At 38.0% G+C, this 20,913-nt stretch carries 17 protein-coding genes, 2 tRNA genes and 3 pseudogenes; 8 read left to right on the top strand and 14 right to left on the bottom strand.

The window, feature by feature from the left end; genetic code table 11:
* From AWW78_RS06455 to mtnA, 7 genes and pseudogenes are all read right to left on the bottom strand, one after another.
* Positions 1-509 (bottom strand): annotated as a pseudogene (locus AWW78_RS06455) (hypothetical protein); the annotation flags it as partial.
* Positions 506-1,033 (bottom strand): hypothetical protein, encoded by a 528-nt coding sequence (locus tag AWW78_RS06450; RefSeq protein WP_047134623.1) that lies wholly within the window; start codon positions 1,031-1,033, stop codon positions 506-508. The gene AWW78_RS06450 and the pseudogene AWW78_RS06455, both read right to left, overlap by 4 nt.
* Positions 1,030-2,022: a hypothetical protein gene (locus AWW78_RS06445; RefSeq protein WP_047134622.1), complete on the bottom strand. Its 993-nt coding sequence runs from the start codon at positions 2,020-2,022 to the stop codon at positions 1,030-1,032. The genes AWW78_RS06450 and AWW78_RS06445 overlap by 4 nt, the downstream gene beginning before the upstream one ends.
* 72 nt (positions 2,023-2,094) lie before the next feature.
* A complete protein-coding gene (locus tag AWW78_RS06440; RefSeq protein WP_047134621.1) occupies positions 2,095-2,853 on the bottom strand; it encodes a hypothetical protein in 759 nt (252 codons plus the stop codon).
* Positions 2,854-2,959: 106 nt separating this feature from the next.
* Entirely contained in the window at positions 2,960-4,465 is a 1,506-nt protein-coding gene (locus AWW78_RS06435) for a Do family serine endopeptidase (RefSeq protein WP_047134620.1), read from the bottom strand.
* Positions 4,466-4,555: 90 nt separating this feature from the next.
* Positions 4,556-5,317, bottom strand: a complete 762-nt coding sequence (gene recO, locus AWW78_RS06430) for a DNA repair protein RecO (RefSeq protein ID WP_047134619.1) — start codon at positions 5,315-5,317, stop codon at positions 4,556-4,558.
* The gene (mtnA, locus tag AWW78_RS06425) at positions 5,318-6,379 is read right to left on the bottom strand and encodes an S-methyl-5-thioribose-1-phosphate isomerase (RefSeq protein WP_047134618.1); all 1,062 of its coding nucleotides are present in this window, start codon (positions 6,377-6,379) and stop codon (positions 5,318-5,320) included.
* 49 nt (positions 6,380-6,428) lie between these two features.
* Between mtnA and AWW78_RS06420 the strand changes: the two genes are divergently transcribed.
* Positions 6,429-6,502: transfer RNA gene (locus AWW78_RS06420), tRNA-Ile, on the top strand.
* 7 nt (positions 6,503-6,509) lie between these two features.
* Here AWW78_RS06420 and purL read toward each other — a convergent pair.
* Genes purL through galT form a run of 3 tightly spaced genes read right to left on the bottom strand, consistent with a single transcriptional unit; the run spans position 6,510 to position 10,081 of the window.
* Positions 6,510-8,756: a phosphoribosylformylglycinamidine synthase subunit PurL gene (gene purL / locus AWW78_RS06415; RefSeq protein WP_047134617.1), complete on the bottom strand. Its 2,247-nt coding sequence runs from the start codon at positions 8,754-8,756 to the stop codon at positions 6,510-6,512.
* A 2-nt stretch (positions 8,757-8,758) separates the two neighbouring features.
* A complete protein-coding gene (locus AWW78_RS06410) occupies positions 8,759-9,079 on the bottom strand; it encodes a hypothetical protein (protein ID WP_047134616.1) in 321 nt (106 codons plus the stop codon).
* Positions 9,080-10,081 carry a galactose-1-phosphate uridylyltransferase gene (galT, locus tag AWW78_RS06405; RefSeq protein ID WP_047134615.1) on the bottom strand — a complete coding sequence of 334 codons (1,002 nt, stop codon included), beginning with the start codon at positions 10,079-10,081 and terminating at the stop codon, positions 9,080-9,082.
* A gap of 120 nt (positions 10,082-10,201) precedes the next feature.
* On the opposite strand from galT, the pseudogene AWW78_RS11005 reads away from it, so the two are divergent.
* Positions 10,202-10,282 (top strand): annotated as a pseudogene (locus tag AWW78_RS11005) (transposase); the annotation flags it as partial.
* A 104-nt stretch (positions 10,283-10,386) separates the two neighbouring features.
* Here AWW78_RS11005 and AWW78_RS06400 read toward each other — a convergent pair.
* Positions 10,387-10,459 (bottom strand) — tRNA-Asn (locus tag AWW78_RS06400).
* Positions 10,460-10,604: 145 nt separating this feature from the next.
* On the opposite strand from AWW78_RS06400, the pseudogene speB reads away from it, so the two are divergent.
* The 6 genes and pseudogenes from speB to AWW78_RS06370 all read left to right on the top strand — a co-directional run bounded on the left by speB (position 10,605) and on the right by AWW78_RS06370 (position 16,952).
* Positions 10,605-11,519, top strand: a pseudogene (gene speB, locus AWW78_RS10735) (agmatinase).
* Entirely contained in the window at positions 11,516-11,992 is a 477-nt protein-coding gene (locus AWW78_RS06390; protein WP_047134614.1) for an NYN domain-containing protein, read from the top strand. The pseudogene speB and the gene AWW78_RS06390 overlap by 4 nt, the downstream one beginning before the upstream one ends.
* Entirely contained in the window at positions 11,989-14,043 is a 2,055-nt protein-coding gene (locus AWW78_RS06385; RefSeq protein ID WP_047134613.1) for a response regulator, read from the top strand. Before AWW78_RS06390 ends, AWW78_RS06385 begins: the two co-directional genes overlap by 4 nt.
* On the top strand, positions 14,044-15,468 hold the full coding sequence (locus tag AWW78_RS06380; protein ID WP_047134612.1) for an LptF/LptG family permease: 1,425 nt from the start codon (positions 14,044-14,046) through the stop codon (positions 15,466-15,468).
* Positions 15,458-16,555 (top strand): LptF/LptG family permease, encoded by a 1,098-nt coding sequence (locus tag AWW78_RS06375; RefSeq protein ID WP_047134611.1) that lies wholly within the window; start codon positions 15,458-15,460, stop codon positions 16,553-16,555. Before AWW78_RS06380 ends, AWW78_RS06375 begins: the two co-directional genes overlap by 11 nt.
* Positions 16,556-16,568: 13 nt before the next feature.
* Entirely contained in the window at positions 16,569-16,952 is a 384-nt protein-coding gene (locus AWW78_RS06370) for a hypothetical protein (RefSeq protein WP_075426165.1), read from the top strand.
* Position 16,953: 1 nt separating this feature from the next.
* Here AWW78_RS06370 and AWW78_RS06365 read toward each other — a convergent pair whose 3' ends face one another.
* The 3 genes from AWW78_RS06365 to AWW78_RS06355 all read right to left on the bottom strand — a co-directional run.
* Positions 16,954-18,609, bottom strand: a complete 1,656-nt coding sequence (locus tag AWW78_RS06365) for an amidohydrolase (protein WP_234697875.1) — start codon at positions 18,607-18,609, stop codon at positions 16,954-16,956.
* A gap of 24 nt (positions 18,610-18,633) precedes the next feature.
* Complete coding sequence (locus AWW78_RS06360) at positions 18,634-19,854, bottom strand: ABC transporter permease (RefSeq protein WP_047134610.1); 1,221 nt, start codon at positions 19,852-19,854, stop codon at positions 18,634-18,636.
* 52 nt (positions 19,855-19,906) lie between these two features.
* The coding region (locus tag AWW78_RS06355; RefSeq protein WP_047134609.1) for a dihydroorotase at positions 19,907-20,913 on the bottom strand (1,007 nt) is incomplete at its 5' end.

The raw sequence follows: 20,913 nt of genomic DNA, 5'->3' as shown, positions 1-20,913 counted from the left end.
AAAATCTGTGTTTTGCCCGTTGAATCCTCGAGCCCAAGCTTCCATGCAAGATCAACGTCTGGGTCAGGGTCATAAAGTGATGGAACGATTGAACTTTGCGATTTAAAAAGCGAAATTGAAAGGGAATTTGTAAAGTCAGTGACACACACATAACCCCCAGCGAAAACCAAACTTCCACGAATAGTTGGAACAGGGAGAACAAGGGCTACGGTATTTAAACTTGTGGCGGTGTTTTCAAATAAATTTGAATAATCAAAAACCCTTGCTGAATTGGTAAGCGATAAATAATTTAAGCCACCTGCAAATTCGAATCTTCTTATCTGGGCAAGCCCTGCTGGATTCCAAAAAATTGCTGAGTAATCATCTGAAACACCAATATATGTGAAACCAAGTCCAATAGCTCTTGCGCCAACACCAGAGTTCAATGTTGAATATCTAAGGGCATCATCAGGGAATTGTGCAAAAACAAAATTAAGCGATAAAAGTAAAACTAAAATTAACTTTTTCATCGCCTTCTCGACCCGATGTTTCTTTTTTCACTGCTATCCTGCTTCGCCTCCTTGCCTTGATCCCTTGAGTTTTCATTCTTCCTTTCACCTAAATTTGATTTCCCATCCTTTTCCATTGTCGATGAAGTGCTAGTTCCAGAATCCGATCCAGACTTCGGTGGTGTTCTCGTCGGTGGTGGAGGGTTAAATGAATTATTATCAGATGTTGCTCTATGTGATCCAAATTCTCTCGACCTTTCGGGGGAAGCTTCACTGCCAACTTGAACAGTGTCAACTGGACTTCCCGACCACCAAAGCCACCACGGGGTATTGTAATAACTCCACGGAGATGAAACATGCGCTGGAACTAAATTATAAAAATAAATCATGGCCGAGGAAGAGTGGCACTCAACACAATTGCTTTTGTAAGAAATATGTGAAGTATAAATTTCACCAGACGAATCGGCAAAATTCACATTCGGATGTTTTATAACCGTGTAGCAACCAGATAACAAGATAAGAATAAAACCAAATATCTTTTTCATCTTCTATTCCCTAAATGTCTTCTATGTTCTTGGCTTTGATCTGATTGTATGAAATTACTATTTTGTCGAAGTTGGGGCTGAGGCGGTTGATTGCTTAAAGTATTTTCCCTTTGGAAATTACGTTGAGGCGGTTCAATCAATGTACTTCTTCCTGTGTTGTAATCCCTGTAAATTTGAATCGAATTTCTATTCGTCCCTGTCCTTCTTGGTTGATCTGTTCTCTGTGGCGGCGTTGAACCTTGTCTTGGTGTTTCCGAATTTCCATCACCTGATCTTGGGACAACCCTTGGTGTTGACGGCGTTCTAACAGAACCTGTCTCACGTGTTCTTTCATCCCCTCTACTTCTTTCAATTGATGGTGCTTCTCTTCCCGAGCCCGATCTCTTCTTAAAACCTTCATCATTTGAGCTACCTTGCAAACTTCCGCTGGACTGCCCTGAAGGTGCATTTCTTGAAGGTGGAGTTAAACTTCCCGAAGTCGTGCCAGACCTTTCATCACGCGTTCCATTTCGCGTTGAGCCAAAATTTCTTGTTTTTAATATAACTGCTCCACCTGTACCGCCAGAGTAATATGGATAATTATTAACTACCATAATTATCGGCGCCCTATACCACCATGGATAATAATACCATGTTGGAAGATACCAATATGAATACCAATAATATCTATCCCACCAATACCAATCCCACCAGTAGTAATCAAACCAATATGGATCATAATACCACCATTCACCCCAACCAATTGCAAAGCCGGGAGTGTAGTACCTAAAAAACAAAGAATATCTCGGGTAAGGTAGATAATAACGATAAATATATCTTGAGTAATACCACGCGTCGTAGTTATAATCATAGTTATAATTAGAGTAATCCCGGTATTCCTTTTCTGATTGGGATGTTGAATAACCTTCATCTTCTTTTATAGTTCCTATCTGCGTATAGCAACCCCCAAATAAAATCCCAGCAAGCGCTATTAAAATTATTTTCTTCATTTTTCACACCTCCTGTAGTGGTGAATTTCTGTTTCAATAACTCTAACAAGCTTTGCGCTTAAAAAATTCTCCTCAAAAAGACTGGATATACTCAAGCTTCACAACCCTTGAATTTCCTGGCTCCTTGTTTTGCAAGATATCTTTCCAATTAAACTCAATTGTGAATCCACTTCCGAGTGACCATCTTATTCCAGCGTTTAAATATCCTTTCCCGCTTCCAAGCGCTCTCGGAGAATTATCATTTATAGCGAAGTTATATTCAACGGAAAATGTTAAATCACTCCCTATTGTTTTATCAAAACCTATGTAATAATTCAATGACGCATCGCTATCATCTTTTTCAAGGGAATAGTTAACACCACCATGGATTGATGAATAACCAAGAAACTTAAACGACTTGCTTCCAACCACAAAAAACCCTGGTGATTTAAAATCATATCTTTTCAAACTATCGATGTATCCCTCTCTACCTTGAGAATCAAACCCAATTGCAATTGCAGGAAAATTTTTGACTTCATCAATTATTCTAATTTTCAAATTTACCCCTGGCAATTTATACCATTCAACATTTCCATTTCCAATTATTTTGGAACCACCGTATGAAATTCCAAAATTCAAACGATTAAAAGCGGAAGCAGTGAGTCGAAGCATAAGTCCCCCATTTGAAAAGAAATCAGCATCAAGCGAAACACTATTTGACTTTAAAAGCCCCGCCGTCGGCATATCAACAATAAACCTCTGTTGAAAAGTTGCCTTGCTCCCAGCCGAACCCTGAGACAATAAATAACTCGAAGGTAAAATTAAAAGAAACAAAATCAAAAATCTTCGCATTTACACTCGCTCCTTGAATTTTAAATCTTACTTAAAAATAACAAAAATTTAACATCTTGTCAATCATAAAACAAAAAGGCGTGGCTAAAAAGCCACGCCCTCTATCTTATTGAATTTTTAAACCAACAAATCTATTACCAGCCGAACTTCTAAGTCTCAAAAGTATAACCTCCCCTGACTTACGGCTCTGGATTATCTTTTTCAAGTCATCCACATTACGAACCGGCTTTCTATCGGCTTCGATAATTATATCATTTTCTCTAATCCCCTTATCGTAAGCTTCCGAAAATGGCTCAACCTTTGTGATGATAACACCGTTTTTGACTTTATACTTACATCTCGCCTCCTCGTCAAGACTTGCCACCGTTAACCCAAGTTTTTCAAAACTGACAACCCCAGGTTCAATTTCTTTTGCCGGTGGTTCCACATCTTTAGCCTCAGCTACCTCTTCTTCCTCTTTCCTCGGCTTCAATGTGGCTGTTAGTTCTATTGTCTTACCTTCGCGATAAATTTTCAACTTAACCTTATCCCCCGGTCTCTTCCGAGCGATGATCTCCTGAAGCTCACCAGGTCTGTTTACTTCTTTACCCTCGCATTCAAGTATGACATCACCGGCCTTAATCCCAGCTTCTTCAGCTGCACTACCCGATATAACATCCTGAACCAAAATTCCCCGTGGTTTATCAAGACCAAGTCCTTTTGCGGTTGACTCATCTAACTGGGAAATTTGCACACCAAGAACTCCACGCCTTACCTTTCCATATTTGATTATATCCTCCGCCACCTTTCTTGCAAGATTTATAGGAATAGCAAAACCATACCCTTGATAATACCCAGTCCTTGAAGCTATCGCCGTGTTTATGCCAACAACTTCACCATTCAAGTTAACAAGGGGACCACCGCTGTTGCCTGGGTTAATCGCTGCGTCGGTTTGTATAAAGTTTTCAACTCCATAAGAGTCCCTGATTATCCCTATATTGCGACTCAATGCGCTCACAATTCCAGCAGTGACAGTAAGATTTAAACCAAGTGGATTACCAATAGCAAGAACCCACTGGCCAACCTGCAATTCGTCGGAATTACCAAACCGAGCAACAGGTAAATCATTAGCCTCAATTTTTACCACTGCAAGATCAGTTAATTTATCCCTGCCAATGAGTTTGCCTCTAAATTCTCTCCCATCCCAAAGCGTAACCGTTATGCTCCCCTTTTCTCCACCTTCAACGACATGATTATTCGTGAGGATATAACCATCCTTCGTTATAATAACTCCAGAACCCATCCCCTCTTGAGGTCTTGGTTCAGGAATTTTAAATTCAAAATCAGGCCCAAAGAAATGAAAGAAATCAAATGGACGCGCTCCACCTTCACTCTTTGAAACAACCTTAATCGAAACAACCGTCGGAACAACTTCCTTTGCTACTTGAACAAAAGCATTTTGAGTTGAAAGTATATCAAATCTTGTATTCGTTGGTTTGTCCTGTGAACCAATAATTGGAACATCAAGCGCCGAGGTTGGTTTCACTGCGTTAAATCCAGATGTAAGTATAACCCCAAATAATATACCTGCAAGTACAAGTGCAATCGCTCCAACTACCTGTTTCTTTGTCATGGTTAGTCTGCCTCCAAAAGATTTTTTGTTTTTTATTGATTGTTTTTCAAAAACAAAATAACAACCTTTCGCCTCATTTAGTTCTACCTTTTATAATTTATAATAAACCTCAACCGATTTCAAGTTAACCAATTCGCCAAAATGCTTAGACATATACTCCATAAGTAAGTTGTGTATTTCATTATTTATATTACTTTGGATTTTCAAATTTGTTACATTTTCAATCTTCGCCTTTTCCAACCAAGCCAAACTCTTAAAAGTTGCAACAGAGTAATCGCTTGCTTTCATACTGGAACTACACTTAGAACACAAAAAACCGCCCCTATCGCTCAGAAAAACTACCTTTTTTGATAAATTTTCATCACTGAATTTTTCCCCGCAGGAGATACACGAAGTGAAATTAATTTTAAAACCACTTACATCCAGCAGATGGATGATGAAAAACCATAGAAAATTCACCTCATTTTTTTCAGCCTCATTTAGCTTTTCAAGTGTATTGACGAGCAGATTAAATATTCTTAGATTTTCTTCTTCGAATTTCATAAGCTTATAAACAAGCTCACATATTGAAAGGCCAAGTATCATTTTATTATAGTCGGAATAGAGACTCAAAAATGGTTTTATTAGATCTGCTTGTGAAAGAAACTGAACTTCTCTTGTTTCTTTTTTGTAAAGAACTGCAAGGATATACGACATCGGTTCAAGCGATGCACCAAATTTGCTTGTTGTAAGCATTGCCCCTTTTGCGACTGCGTTTATCTTTCCGAACTTTTTTGTATACAGAGTTACGATCTTGCTGGTTTCTCTATATTTCACAGCCTTTAACACAACCGCTTCCGTCTTGGTTAACATTTAATCGCGGGCATAAATTTTTCTTTTGATTTTTTGAAGGTTTTCCTCAAAAGGTGGATAAATTATACCCACTTCTGTTACGATCGCTGTTATTAAACTATTTGGGGTAACATCAAAAGCTGGAGAAAATGTCTTAACACCAGCTGGCGCTATCCTTTGCCCCATTATTTCAACTATCTCCTCCGAGCCCCTCTCTTCAATTGGAATTTCATCTCCCGTTTTTATATTAAAATCAATTGACGATGTTGGGCAAGCAACGTAAAACGGTATGTTATGATATCTTGCAATTATTGCGAGATTATAAGTCCCAATTTTATTTGCGGTATCACCATTTAACGCAACTCTATCCGCACCGACAATTACGCAATCAACCTTTCCAAGTTTCATAAGATAAGCTGCCATATTATCGGTTATTAAGATCGTTTCGATTCCCCTTTGCATCAATTCCCATGTCGTAAGGCGAGCACCTTGAAGAAGTGGTCTTGTCTCGTCAACATAAACTTTTATCTTTTTCCCTTGTTCAAAAGCCGTATAAATAATCCCAAGCGCAGTTCCATAATCGCCAGTTGCAAGCCAACCTGTGTTGCAATGGGTCAATATGTTTGCTTCATCAGGGATAAGCTTTGAACCATGTAAACCAATTTGCCTACACATTTGAATGTCCTCGTTTTGAATGGCAAGGGCTTCAGCAAGCAATTTCTTCTTTAACTCAACTAATTCAAGATGTAAATTTTCATAAAAAACTTTTTTCATCCTCTCAATCGCCCAAAACAAATTCACGGCGGTTGGCCTCGTCTTTGCAAATACATCGCAAACATTTTGGAAAGCAACTTTCAAATTCTCCTTGTCATCATCTTCGAAATTCTTCACACCAAGATAAATTCCAAATCCAGCAGCAATGCCAATAGCAGGAGCACCCCGAATCTTTAATTTTTTTATCGCATCAGCTACAATTTTATAATCATCGGTTTCGATCAAATCAAGCTCGTTCGGCAGTTTCGTTTGATCAATAAATCTAACTTTATCCCCAACCCAATCTATAGAGCGCAATCTTGAGCTCATTTTTTCTTGACTTTTTTGTTCCAATTTTTTAAATTTATAACGAACCAAAGGGCCCTTAGCTCAGTTGGTCAGAGCAGCTGACTCATAATCAGCGGGTCGGAGGTTCGAGTCCTCCAGGGCCCACAAAATTTTATATAACCTCCATAATTCGCCTGATCGCATTATAATATAAATCAGCCACCTTCTCTATCTCAAGATCAATCCAATCGTTTATTTTTATCCTTTTTCCCTCACTTACAACACCAATCACAGCGTAAGGAATTTCATTTTTAAAGCAAATCTCTTCAAACTTTTTTAAATTTCCTTCCTCAACAGTGACTATTATTCTCGATTGCCCCTCCCCAAACAGCAGAAAATCCGGGCGAATATCATCTTTAAGTTCAACTTCGCATCCAAGAAGGTTTTCCTTATCAATCATACAGCATTCAGCAAGCGCAACCGCAATTCCACCATCGGATACATCATGAGCTGATTTTATCAATCCAAGCCGTATCCCATCAAGACAAGTTCTCTGAACGCGCTTTTCAAGATCGAGATCAATCCCTGGGGCATCGCCTAAAACTTTGTTATAAATTCGCGCGAGATATTCGCTTCCACCAATTTCATCGGTGTTTCTACCAAGAAGAACTATCAAATCACCTGGGGATTTAAAATTCGCGGTCGTGATATATTTCAAATCATCAATTATTCCAAGCATTCCGATAACTGGCGTTGGATAAACTGCTCCATCTGGACTTTCATTGTAAAAACTAACATTTCCACCTGTTACAGGTGTATTAAAAAATCTGCAAGCATCTCCCATTCCGCGAACTGCTTCCTTAAATTGCCAGAAAATCTCAGGCTTGTACGGATTTCCAAAATTCAAACAATTTGTAATCGCAACAGGCTCCGCCCCTGTGCAAACCACATTCCTTGCCGACTCAGCTACAGCTATCATTGCACCTCTGTAAGGATTAAGATAAACATATCTTGCATTACAATCAGTTTTAACTGAAATCGCTTTGTTCGTCCCCTTTATCCTTATAACAGCCGCATCCCCACCTGGTAAAACAACCGTATTCGTTCCCACCATTGTGTCATATTGTTGATAAACCCATTCTTTACTTGCGATATTTGGCGAAGAAATTAACTTTAAAAATGCTTCGTTTAAATCATCAGGCTTTGGAATTTCGTAAGGGTTAATTTTTCTAACTTCGGTTAAATATTCCGGTTCTTTAGCCTCCCTATAATAAACAGGTGCACCTCCTCCAACAACAAGCGAATCAGCAGGGATATCCACAACCAATTTCCCATCTTTTTTAATCTTTAGCATTCCATCATCCGTGACATAACCTATAACGACAGCATTCAAATCCCATTTTTTGAAAATTTCAATTATTTTATCCTCGAATCCTTTTTTCACTACCATCAACATTCTCTCTTGCGACTCAGAAAGTAAAATTTCATATGCGCTCATCCCCTTTTCACGAACCGGGACAAGATCAAGGTCTATTGCCATTCCGCTTTTCCCACGAGCGCTCATCTCACTTGTAGAGCATGTTATTCCAGCTGCGCCCATATCTTGAATTCCCACTACATAACCTGTTTTTATCGCTTCAAGCGTCGCCTCAAGAAGAAGTTTTTCAGTAAATGGATCCCCAACTTGAACTGAGGGTCTTTTTGATTCCGATTCCTCACTTATTTCTTCAGAAGCAAATGTTGCACCGTGAATTCCATCCCTCCCTGTGCTTGACCCAACTATTAAAACAGGATTACCCTTGCCTTTTGCGACTGCGCGAACTATCTCATCATGCTTTACGATTCCGACTGCCATCGCATTCACAAGCGGATTTTGGGTATAACTTTTGTCAAAATAAACTTCTCCAGCAACCGTCGGGCATCCGAAGCTATTTCCATAATCAGCGATGCCTCTCACAACGCCGTTGAAAAGATATTTAACCCTTGGCTCGGTCAAATCCCCAAATCTTAAAGAATCAAGAATAGCAATCGGTCTTGCACCCATTGTGAAGATATCTCTCAGAATCCCTCCAACACCAGTTGCAGCACCTTGGTATGGTTCAATTGCAGATGGATGATTATGTGATTCAATTTTAAAAGCCACTGCAAGCCCATCGCCTATGTCGACAAGTCCAGCGTTTTCTTCCCCAGCTGAGACGAGCAATCTACCACCGCTTCTTGGCAAAGTTTTTAACACCGCGATTGAGTTCTTATAACTACAATGCTCACTCCACATCACGCTAAACATCCCGAGCTCTTCAAATGTAGGTTCCCTTCCAATAAGTTCAATTATTCTATCATACTCTTCCGATGTCAAACCAAGTTCAATCGCGAGCTCACGCATTGACTTCACAGACTCAACCTGTGCTTTATAGCTCATTGTTATTTTTGCAACATTTCTTTTACAATCGGAGCAAGCGCTGTGCCAATTTTCTCAAAGTAAAAGTATGCTAAAACCAACAAAACAAAAACAAAAAATAAGAAAAAATAAACTTCCCATTTCGCAATCTTCCTTCGCCTTTCCGTTTTGCCGAAAAGTTTCTCAACCCACCCTATATATCTAAACCCCCTCCAACCACAATCACTGCATCTATAAATTTTATAGGGCAAAAGAAATTTAACAGCTCTTTCATAAAAATTTCTCGACCTTGACCTATGCAATGTTCCTATTTTACCACAATGCGGACATACCTCAAGGCGCATTTAATTTTCACCTTTATTTATTTTTAAAAATTTTGCTGTTTCCTCCGGTAAAGCTGTCGTTATATAAATTCCCGAGCCAAGTTCAAAACCAGCCGGAATTGTAAGGCGAGGCAAGATTTGAATATACCAATGATAAAACTCCTCGTTTGCATCTTTGAATGGCGAAGAATGGATCACATAGTTATAATCTGGATTGTTAAGTTTTTCATATAGTTGTTTTAAAACCAAACGGACAACCTTTGCTGTTTTACATGCTTCATCATAACTTATATTCGCAAAGCAAGCATTGTGTTTTTTCGGCATAACCCAGGTCTCAAATGGCGAAATAGAAGCAAAAGGTTCAATCACTATAAAATCTTCATCTTCATAAACAACCCTTTCACCGGAGTACGCTTCAATTTTAATCATATCACAAAAGACACAACTGCCATGGTCATCATAATATCTCGTCGCTTCCTCTAGCAAATGTCTAATATGCGTTGGAACAATCGGGCTAATTACAACTTGCGAATGTGGATGTTCAAGCGAGGTTCCGGCTCTTTTGCCATTATTTCTGAAGATTATCACAACATTTAGATTTTCATAAGCCATAAAATCTTTGTAAAGTTTGAGATACACCTTGAAAATTTCACAAACCTCTTCAAATTCCATCGTTGCAATTGTTAAGTTATGCTTCGGAGATTCAATTATGACATAATGAAATCCATAACCCGTGATCCTTCTGAAAAATTGATATTTCGTCTCCCTTTTTAAATCAACATTTGGGACAAGGGCTGGATATTTATTGGGTATAACCCTTATATTCCATTTTCCATCTTTTTCAAGGGTTAAAATTGGAGGTGGGGTCATATGTTCATTCCCAGGGCAAAAAGGGCAACTGGGATCGAACTCAGGAAGTTGTTTAGATTCTTCTTTAACGAGAAAATCGTGAGGTCTTTTTGCTCGTTCCGTTGCAACGATGACCCAATTTTTTGTTGCCCTATTTTGTCTAAACTCAGGCATTTAGCTTAAGTTTGATTTCGCTTTGTGTTCAAAATTTAAAAATAATTCGCTTGTCTTCCAAAAACTTTAATTTTCTAACTTAAAAGATTTGTAAAAACACCATCATACCAACGGAAAAGAAAAGCAAAATCCCGTTCCATCCGTTTAAAACATTACGATTATTCCCAACCTGGAGCATATTTTATAACCATATGCACACACAACTGCTAATGTTTATTTGATGAAATTGTAAATGGGTGAAATGATTTTAAATGAATACTGGAAAATTTTTACCCTTAGACCTACGGGCGGGAATAAAAAATTAGCTCCGCGGGCAGGACTCGAACCTGCAACCCGCTGGTTAACAGCCAGCTGCTCTGCCAATTGAGCTACCGCGGAAGGTTCGCTATAAATATAATATCAAAAATCGAAAAAATCAAGAGTTAGCAAACATCCCACCCACCCCAGAAAAATATGACAAAAAGGTAAAGATTTGATTTTAAGAAAGTCAAATTTTATATTTTCAAAAAAGCGAAGGAAAATCATGAAAACATTGAAAAAGGATAAAAACTTCCTATCTATCCCTGAAGAATTTTCAAATCTTGAAAGTTCAAAAATAGTAATTTTGCCTGTTCCATATGAACATACAACAAGCTATATAAAAGGCACGATTTTAGGTCCAGAAAAACTCCTTGAAGCATCTCACCAAGTTGAACTTTACGATGAGGAATTCAACCTTGAACTTTACCGAGAAGCTGGCATAGCAACACTTGAGCCGCTAAAGTTTACAAATTTAAAAGACGCAGATGCCGTTGAGGTGATATACAAAACCGTCCTTGAACTTTTAAACAAAGATAAATTCGTTGTTACAATCGGTGGCGAGCATACAGTAGCAATAGGCGCCATCAAAGCATATTCAGAAATTTATCCAAATTTAACAATTCTTCATTTCGATGCTCACTCTGATCTCAGAGATGAATATTAAGGAAATAAATATAGCCACGCATCTGCTCTCGCCCGCGTTTATGAATTCAACAAAAACCTCGTTCAAGTTGGAATAAGGGCACAAGATGCTGAAGAGGCAAAGTTCATAAAAGAAAACGGAATAAAAACATTTTACGCATGGGAGATAAAATCTGGCAAATATAACAGAAATGGAAAAACATGGCAAGATGCGATCGTCTCTGAACTTGGAGAGCATGTTTATATAACATTTGATCTTGATTACTTTGATCCAAGCGTTATGCCAGCAGTTGGGACACCTGTTCCAAATGGTCTATATTGGGATGAAACCATTGAACTCCTTAAAAAAGTAAGCAAACAAAAGAATGTGGTTGGATTTGACATCGTCGAGCTCTGTCCATTGCCAGGGATTGAGTACCCAAACTTTACAGCTGCGTTTTTCACAAATAAACTTCTCAACATCATTTTCGCCAACAAAATTAATTCAAGCACTTGAGCCAAAAAACTTACATAATAGATGGCTACAACCTAATTCACAAATCAACGAAATTGAGAGAAATCTTCCTTGAAAATCCACAACTTGCAAGAGAAACGCTCGTTTCAATCCTTTCCGATTTCTTTTCAACATTAAAAGATAAATGCATACTTGTATTTGATGGAAACCTTAACATACCTTCATCGTTATCAACCCCAAAAGTGAGAGTTATATTTTCAACGCCACCGAATAAAGCTGATGATGAAATTAAAAAAATTATAATGAGTAAAAACTTAAACGAAAGATCAAATTTCATCGTCGTTTCATCTGATAACGAGATAATAAACTGTGCAAAAGCATGTGGCGCAAGCAGACTCTCATCAGAAGAATTTTTAAAAATCTTGAACTCACGGAGACAGAATTCAAAAATCAATGAGGAGAAACCTTTTGTTAAACTCACAGAAGAAGAAATCAAAAGAATGTTCGGAGAATGAATATACTTGTCGTTGATGACAATACCGAAGCGAGAAAATTGCTGGCTGAGCTTCTCACTCAATCTGGATTTAATGTAATTGAAGCGGAAAATGGTAAATCCGCACTTGAAATTTTAAGCACAAGAAAGGACTTCGCACTTATAATATCTGATATCCTAATGCCAGTTATGGATGGCTTTAAATTTTGCCATGAGGTCAAATCAAACCCCGAATTAAGCTCAATTCCCTTTGTGTTTCTCACAGGAAGCTATATCTCCGATGAAGATAAAATTTTCGGAATTAAACTCGGTGCGGATGATTTCATAATAAAGCCGATCCAATTTGACGAGCTTCTAAAGAGAATAAACGATGTGATTTATAAAGGTAGAGCGAGAAAGGCACACGCTGAAATTAAGATCGATGAATTCACATACCTTGCCGAATATAATGCGAGACTTGTCAACAAATTGGAAGATAAGCTACTTGAGCTCGGCGATGCATACGACAAAATCAAGAAGAAAAGCGAAGAACTTGAAACAATAAATTTAATTTTATCCGCTTTAAACTCTTCAAGGGATATAAAACATCTTTTCAAGCAAATTTCAAAGCATATCGCCAAACTTTTTAATGCCGATGCCGTAAACTTTTACATCTACAATCCCAACACCAACGTCCTTGATTTATCATTTTCTTTCTTGAAAACTGGGGATGAAAACATATTTGAAAAATATAAAACTCTTAAGTTTGGCGATGACTTCGCAACAGAGATAATTAACCAGAAATTGATGATCTATCAAAACATTTCAAAAGAAAGCACGAAAGTAAGAAGTGAAATTCTTAAACATGATTTTAAAATTTTTGTGGAAGTCGCTCTTCGCTCCCGAGAAAATTTCGTTGGTTCCATTGAGTTAGCCTACAAACAGGATGAGGCACCTTTTGATGAAAATAAAATTTCGTTACTTGACACATTATCCCAGCAGATTGCGATCGGGGTTGAAAATTTGCTCTTGATCTCAAAGTTGAAAGAATCCGAAGAAAAATACAGAACTTTTGTCCACCTGACACCAGCGGGGCTTGTAGTTTTGGATGAAAATCTTAACATTTTATTCGCAAGCGAGATAACAAACGAAATCTTTGAAACCGAAATTGAAGGGAAAAATTTAAGGGAGTTTATTGGTTCTCAAATCATCGATTTGGTAAGAGCTAATTCAAGTAAAACTTTTGAAGCCAAGTATAAAGACAAGGTGCTTTTAATTTCAATGACCGCCAAATTGGACGATCTAAAGTTTGGGAAATACATTGCTGTGATAAATGATATAACTGAGTTTAGAAAACTTCAAGATGAAAAAAGAAAGATTGAATTAAAACTTTGGCAGGAATATCGACTTGCATCTATTGGGCGACTTGCTGGGGGAATTGCGCATAATCTTAGGAATCCCCTTACAGTGATAAACCTTGGTTTACAAGCGTTAAAAAGGAAGGGCTTTGAGCAGGAAAACATAGAAAAATTGATAAAACAGGTTGAAAGGATAAACCAAATCGTTGAAAATTTATCGATCAAAACGAGGGAAGAAGTTGAGAAAAACAAAAAGAGATTCGACCTAAATGAGCTAATAAGAAAAGAACTTGAAGTGCTTGAGTTTGACCCGTTTTATAAACATAAAGTTGAAAAAAACATCCAACTTTGTGAGAAGCCGATAGTAATTGAGGCGGTTTATTCGCATTTTTCAAGTGCGGTGTCACATATTTTAAGAAATGCAATTGATGCGATGATAAACTCTGAGGAAAAAATCCTTACAGTTAAAACATGGGAAGATGCAGAAAAAATTTATATTGAGATAGCGGACACTGGAATTGGCATACCAGATGAGATAAAAGACAAAATCTTTGAACCATTTTTTACGACGAAATCAAGTGAAAATTTCACAGAGTTGAAAGGCGTCGGGCTTGGGTTGACTATAACATATCACAACTTAAAAATTTACGGTGCTGAATTCGAAATTGATTCAAAAGTTGGAGAGGGAACGAGTTTCAAAGTCATAATTCCGAAGAAAAATGTCGGAGCTAAATAAATGATTTTGTACAGATACATACTTCGAGCGCATATTGGACCTTTTTTCTTTTCGTTTTTCGCTCTCATATTAATTTTCCTTCTTCAATTTTTGATGAAATATATCGATCAACTTATTGGGAAAGGGCTTGGATTTTGGGTCATCGCTGAGCTAATAGTCCTAAATCTTGCTTGGATCATTGTTCTTGCAGTCCCGATGTCAGTTTTAGTCGCCGTCCTGATGGCTTTCGGAGGGCTATCGGCGAATAATGAGGTCACTGTGATGAAATCAAGCGGGATAAGTTTGTACAAAATGATGTTTCCAGTGTTCATTGCATCTATTGTCATAGCACTCTTGCTCATCGTTTTCAATAATAAAGTTCTGCCAGATGCAAACCACAGGCTAAAAGTTTTAATGATAGATATCCATAGGAAAAAGCCAACCTTGACATTAAATCCTGGGATATTTTCAACTGATATACCAGGATACGCAATCATAGTCAGGAAAACTTATGAGCACACAAATGAATTTGAAGATGCAACTATATACAATAACTCTGATCCAGGAAAGCAAATCGTAATAACTGCAAAACGTGGAAAAATTTCATTTACGCCCGATTATAGAAAATTGATAATGGATCTCGAAAATGGAGAAATTCATGAGCAGGATATGGAGAATAAAAATCTTTACCGAGTTGTAAAGTATGCGAAATATAGAGTTGTGATGGAGGTTGAAGGATTTGGTTTTGAAAGGTCATCTGACAATGCATTTCAAAGAGGCGACAGGGAGCTAAGCGCTGGGGATATGCTTAGAATCGTCGATAGTTTAAAAAATATTCAGAAAAAGATCTACGAAAGTTTAAATTCCATAGCTTTAACTAACTTAAAAAATCCATTCTACGGTAGAACGATAATGTCGTCATCGTTTTATCAACCTGCTGTTCAAGACTCAGTAAGCGACTACGAAGCATTGATAACATCATCACAGAAATTGATAAGTTTGAACGCCATTATAAAAAATCATTTAACACAAATTGAATATTACAATCGCTCGATTGACGCATACATGGTAGAGGTTCATAAAAAATACGCAATTCCCTTTGCTTGCGTGGTTTTTGTCCTTGTCGGAGCTCCGCTGGGGATGATGGCAAGAAGAGGAAACTTTGGGGTTGCTGCAAGTTTAAGTTTATTCTTCTTTCTTTTCTATTGGGCTTGCTTAATTGGCGGTGAAAAGCTTGCGGATAGAGATTTGCTCTCACCGTTCTTAAGTATGTGGATAGCAAATTTTGTGGTTGGAGCGCTTGGGGTTTACTTAACCATAAGAATGGGAAAGGAAGCAATGATAATTGACTGGTATCGCATAAAAGAAATTATGCCCAGAAGAGTTAAAACATGGCTTGGAATCCCAGAGGAAGAAGAAATCTTAACCGATAGATATGCGAGATAAAATTAAAATAATTGACGCTTACATCACGAAAGAATTTATCCAAATGGTAATCTTCGGTCTTGTGGCTTTTATCTTGATTTTTATCCTTGTTGATTTGATGGAAAACCTTGACGATTTCATAGATCAAAGAGTTTCGGCATCGATAATCTTAAAATACTACTTTTACTTCGCTCCAGAGATCATAAAGCTAACTCTACCTGTTGCGGTTCTTCTTTCCTGTCTTTTTACAACTGGGAGGATGTCAAATCTAAATGAGTTAACTGCATTAAAAGTTTCTGGAATGAGTTTGTACAGATTTATGGTACCATTTCTTGTAATTTCCCTTATGTTAAGTCTTTTATCTGTCTATTTCAACGGTTGGGTCGTTCCAAAGACAAACAGGAAAAAGTTAAACCTTGAACGAGTTTACATGAGAAAACATCTCGAATCATGGGGGAAATATAACATTTATATTCAAGACACTTACACAAGGTTATTATCAATTGGATATTTCGATGATGAGCTCAACATAGCTCACAGAGTTGATATTCAGGACTTTGATTCAAGCGATGTGACGAAAGTTATCGCAAGGTACACAGCGCCATCAATGAAATGGGACAGCTCAAGTGGAAACTGGTTGTTAATTAATTGTATTTATCGTAAATTCAATCCAAATGGAGAATCCATTGAAAAAAGGGATACATTTAACATTGGGAAGTTAAACTTTAAACCAATTGATATAAAACGAAAGCAAATGAAACCTGACGAAATGAACCTTGATGAAATGAAAGGGTTTATTCAGGATCAGATACGAAGCGGGAATGATCCAGCAAGGTGGTTAACTGATTACCACTCGAAAATATCCTTTCCATTTTCGAATTTAATAGTTGTTCTCTTTGGGGTTGCGCTTGCGTCACAAAAGAAAAGAGCTGGGCTGGCGATGGAGTTTGGTTTGAGCTTGCTTATTGCTTTTCTATATTTTATCTTTATAAAAATTGGTGCTTCACTTGGGTATGCCAGGATTCTGCATCCGTTTATTTCTGCCTGGCTTGCAAATATTGTTTTTTTAGCTGTTGGAATAATTACGATTTTAAAAGTGAGAAAATAAAAAGGGTGCAAAAATGGGGCAACAGCAATTGTTACTCCTTGCCCTTGGTGCGCTTATAGTAACAATTGCAATTGCAGTTGCAATAAATATCTTTATCTCAAGGTCAGGGGCAATAGCTGAACAATATATAAATGATACAATTAATGATTGTCTTAGAATTGGGCAACAGGCACAAGCATGGGCGAGAAAGCCAGCAGAACTAGGTGGTGGAAGTTGGTCATTTCAAAGTTTTAGCCTTTCCCGTATTAACTTTCCCGAATCAACAAACTATGCAAAATACCAGGTTGATATAAAAACTAGTGACAGTTTAATTGTAATTGGAAGAGTAATAACTGGTCAAACTGTCGAAGTTTCAGTTACATTTCATGAGATAAGCAAGCCTAGAGTTACAAGATGAATTAAAAGTCCTGGGATTGGTAAATTATCTTGCCACCAAGAACCGTCATTAAAACTTTGACATCTTTTATTCTTTCAGCGGGGATGTTAAATATATCATCCGATAAAACGACAAAATCAGCTAATTTCCCAGGGGTTATGCTTCCTTTTTCATTTTCTGCAAATTCAGCGTATGCATTGTTTATCGTATAACATTCAACCGCCTCTTCAACAGAAATTTTTTGCTCAGGGAACCATCCTTCAGGATGCTTACCGTCAAGTGTTTGCCTTGCAACAGCTGCGTAAATTCCAAGTATAGGGCTAAGCGGTGCAACATTCCAATCACTTCCGAAACATAATTTAACCCCATTATCGAGAAATGTTCTAAAGGCGTAGCTTGTTTTACATCTTTCTTTCCCTATCCTTTTTTCAGCCCATCTCCCATCGTCAATCGCATGATAGGGTTGCATAGAAGCAATGACATTTAAATTCTTAAACCTCACGAAGTCCTTCGGATGTATATGTTGAGCGTGCTCAATTCTAAATCTTCTATCCCATGTTGGATTTTGCTTAACAACCTTTTCAAAAATAGAAAGGACCAAACTATTTGCGCTATCACCAATTGCGTGAATTGAAAGCTGAAGTTTTGCCTTATCAGCTTCGATCGCCCACTTTTCAAGCCTGCCATCAATAACAATGTCGGTTGCAAGTCCCTTGGTATTTGGGTTTTCATCATACGGGTCAAAGAAAAGTGCGGTCATTGAACCGAGCGAACCATCAGCATATGCTTTTAGAGATCCAATTCGTATAAACTCATTTCCAAATGGCACTTGTATCCCAAGTTTTGCAAGGTCTTCCCATTGCGAGATTGGAAGTCGAAGGAAAACCCTTATCGTCAGTTCACCTCTTTTGTAAAGTTCTTGATATGCCTTGAAATCTTCAACTGTCCCGATATCATGAACACCCGTAAGCCCAAGCTTTTTTGCCTCTTCAAGTGCAAGTTTAATTGCGGAGATTCGCTCTTCAAGGGATGGCTCGGGAATAACTTTATAAACAAGTGACATTGCTTCATCTTTTAAGATTCCCGTTGGCTCACCGTTTTCGTCGCGAACTATTAACCCTCCAGGTGGATCAGGGGTTTCCCTCGTGATTCCAGCAAGTTTCAATGCCAAACTATTCGCAAGCCCCATATGTCCATCGTATCTGGTTACAAAAACAGGCACATTTTGAGTATATTTGTCTATCCATTCTTTCCTTGGTAATTCCCCACCCCATAATTCATGATCCCAATCCCCTCCAGTAATCCACCTGCCTGGGTTTTTCTCAGCATATTCTTTAATTTTAAGCGCAAATTCCTCAGGTGTTTTAGCGGTTCTCAAATCAACGCTCATAAGCTGAAAACCACCACTTACAAAGTGCGTATGATCATCAATAAACCCAGGCAACATAAGCTTTTTCTTTAGATCAACGACTTTGGTATTTTTTCCAGCATATTTTTTAATCTCCGAGTTTGAGCCAACCGCAATTATCTTATCCCCAAGGACAGCCACAGCTTGAGCGACTGGCTTTGCTTTGTCGACGGTCCAAATTTTCCCATTGATGAAAATTAAATCTGCTTTTGGCATTTGTGCGATGAGAATTTGTTGAAAAAATAAGAAGGCAAATAGTTTAACAATCATTTTTCATTTCAAGTGTTTTATTTTTTACTCATATCTCAAAGCTTCAACAGGATTTAAATTCGCTGCTTTTCTCGCGGGGTAAAATCCAAAGAAAATTCCAACGGCAGCTGAAAATGCAAAGGCAAGAACTATAGCTCCAACCGAGATGAAAACAGGCCAACCTGCAAACCCAGAAATTATCTTTGATAGCAAGATCCCGAAGATTATTCCAAAGATCCCACCAGTAAGTGTCAAAACAACAGATTCAAGCAAAAACTGGAAAAGTATATCTCTTTTACGAGCACCAACTGAAATCCGAATTCCAATTTCACGAGTTCTCTCAGTTACAGAAACAAGCATTATATTCATCACCCCAATCCCTCCAACAATAAGAGAGACGGAAGCAATGCTTCCAAGCAAAATTGTCATGATTCTGGATGTTTCCTGAGCCGTAGATGCGATTTCATCTTGAGTTCTAACCGTAAAATCATCCTCCTGCCAAGGTTGAATTTTATGCTTTTCTCTTAACACTTGAGTTATCTGCTGTTGAGCTACGGGAATTAAATTTGGACTTACCGCCGAAACAAGGATAGAACCGATAAAAAAGAATCTTGAAAGCCGTGTCATAACAGTCGTATAAGGAGCAACAATTATATCGTCCTGATCTTGTCCCATCACATTTTGCCCCTTTGGCTCAAGCACGCCAACAACCTTTACAGGTACATCCCGAATTCTTATAATCTTACCAATTGGATCTTCCTCACCGAAGAGCGCATTTTTCACTGTTTGACCTATGACACAAACTTTTGCCCCTGCTTTGACATCTTGCTCCGTGAAATAACTTCCCGCTGAAAGTCCCCAAGCTCTTATTTGAAAGTAATCTGTGTTGACACCATAAATCCCAGTTCTCCAGTTATTATTGCCATAAATAATTTGTGCCCCTGTTCTAACAATTGGAGTTGCGTATGCGACAGCGTTACATTGATTCTTTATCGCCTCCACATCTTCAACTGTCAATCTACTTACCATACCAGCTTCCATTCTTACTCTACCAGTTTGAGTTGTTGCCCCTGGAAAAACGACGAGAACATTTGTCCCAAGCGATTCAATTTGCTTCTGAACTGAATATTGTGCTCCTTGACCAATTGCAACCATCGCTATGACTGCAGCGACTCCAATTATTATCCCAAGTATAGTCAAAAACGAGCGCATCGGGTTGCTTTTGATCGAGTGATATGCCGAAAGAATTGTATCTTCAAGATTCATGGCTCTATATTTAGCTTTTTTTAATTTTAGATGAAATAAACTTCAAAAAGTTTCACAGACTTGACCAGTAAATTTTCCCATTGTTTACAATACCAAGTGGTTTCCCTTTGAGTTTCCATCCAACAAATGGGGAATTTCTTGATTTTGATTTAAACTTGCCAGCATCGACAATCCATTCAAAATTTGGATCTAACAAAGTTAAGTTTGCAGTTTCACCTTCAGCAATTTTTACTTGGGGCAAGCCAAGAATTTTTCTTGGATTAATTGCAAATAGTTCTATCATACGATGTATTGAAATTATCCCTTTATTAACAAACTCACTAAGGATTAATCCAACCGCCGTTTCAAGCCCAATTATCCCAAATGGTGCAGAAGCAAAGTCAGATTCTTTTTCTTCAGGCGCATGCGGTGCGTGATCAGTTGCAATTACATCAATTGTTCCATCTTTCAGCCCGGAAACTAAAGCCTCAATATCTTCCTCGCTTTTCAACGGTGGATTAACTTTGAAATTAGTATCATAATTTGACTTCCATATATCTTTATCCGTTAAAAGCAAATGGTGTGGTGTGACTTCGGCGGTGATATTTAGATTGTCATCTTTAAACTTGCGCAACAATTCAACTGAACCTTTACTACTGATATGAGCAACATGATACCTAACATTTTTTATCTTGGGTTTTAAATACTGGATCAATTTTAAATCGCGATACAAAATTATCTCCTCACTTATACTTGGATAAGGTGCTAACCCAAGCAATGTCGACCAATATCCTTCGTTTGCCATTCCATTTTGACTCAAAGTTTTATCTTCACAGTGCTGAATTATCACTTTATCAAACATACTGATATACTCAAATGCTTTTCTCATAACCCCCGAATCCTGCACAGGATTCCCATCATCCGAAAACCCAATCACACCAGCTTCAACAAGTTCAGCGATTGGTGCAAGCTCTCTCCCCTCCCTTTTTTTAGTTATCGCCCCGATGGGATAAACATCCACAATTCCACCGAGCGAATCGCTTGCTCTTTTCTTAACATATTCGACAACCCCTGGTTCAT

Origin of the sequence: Candidatus Kryptonium thompsonii, assembly GCF_001535985.1 — a bacterium.
Taxonomy (GTDB): Bacteria; Bacteroidota; Ignavibacteria; order Kryptoniales; family Kryptoniaceae; genus Kryptonium; species Kryptonium thompsonii.
The sequence above is the reverse complement of the archived record's forward strand: the minus strand, read 5'-3'. Positions and strand labels throughout refer to the sequence as shown.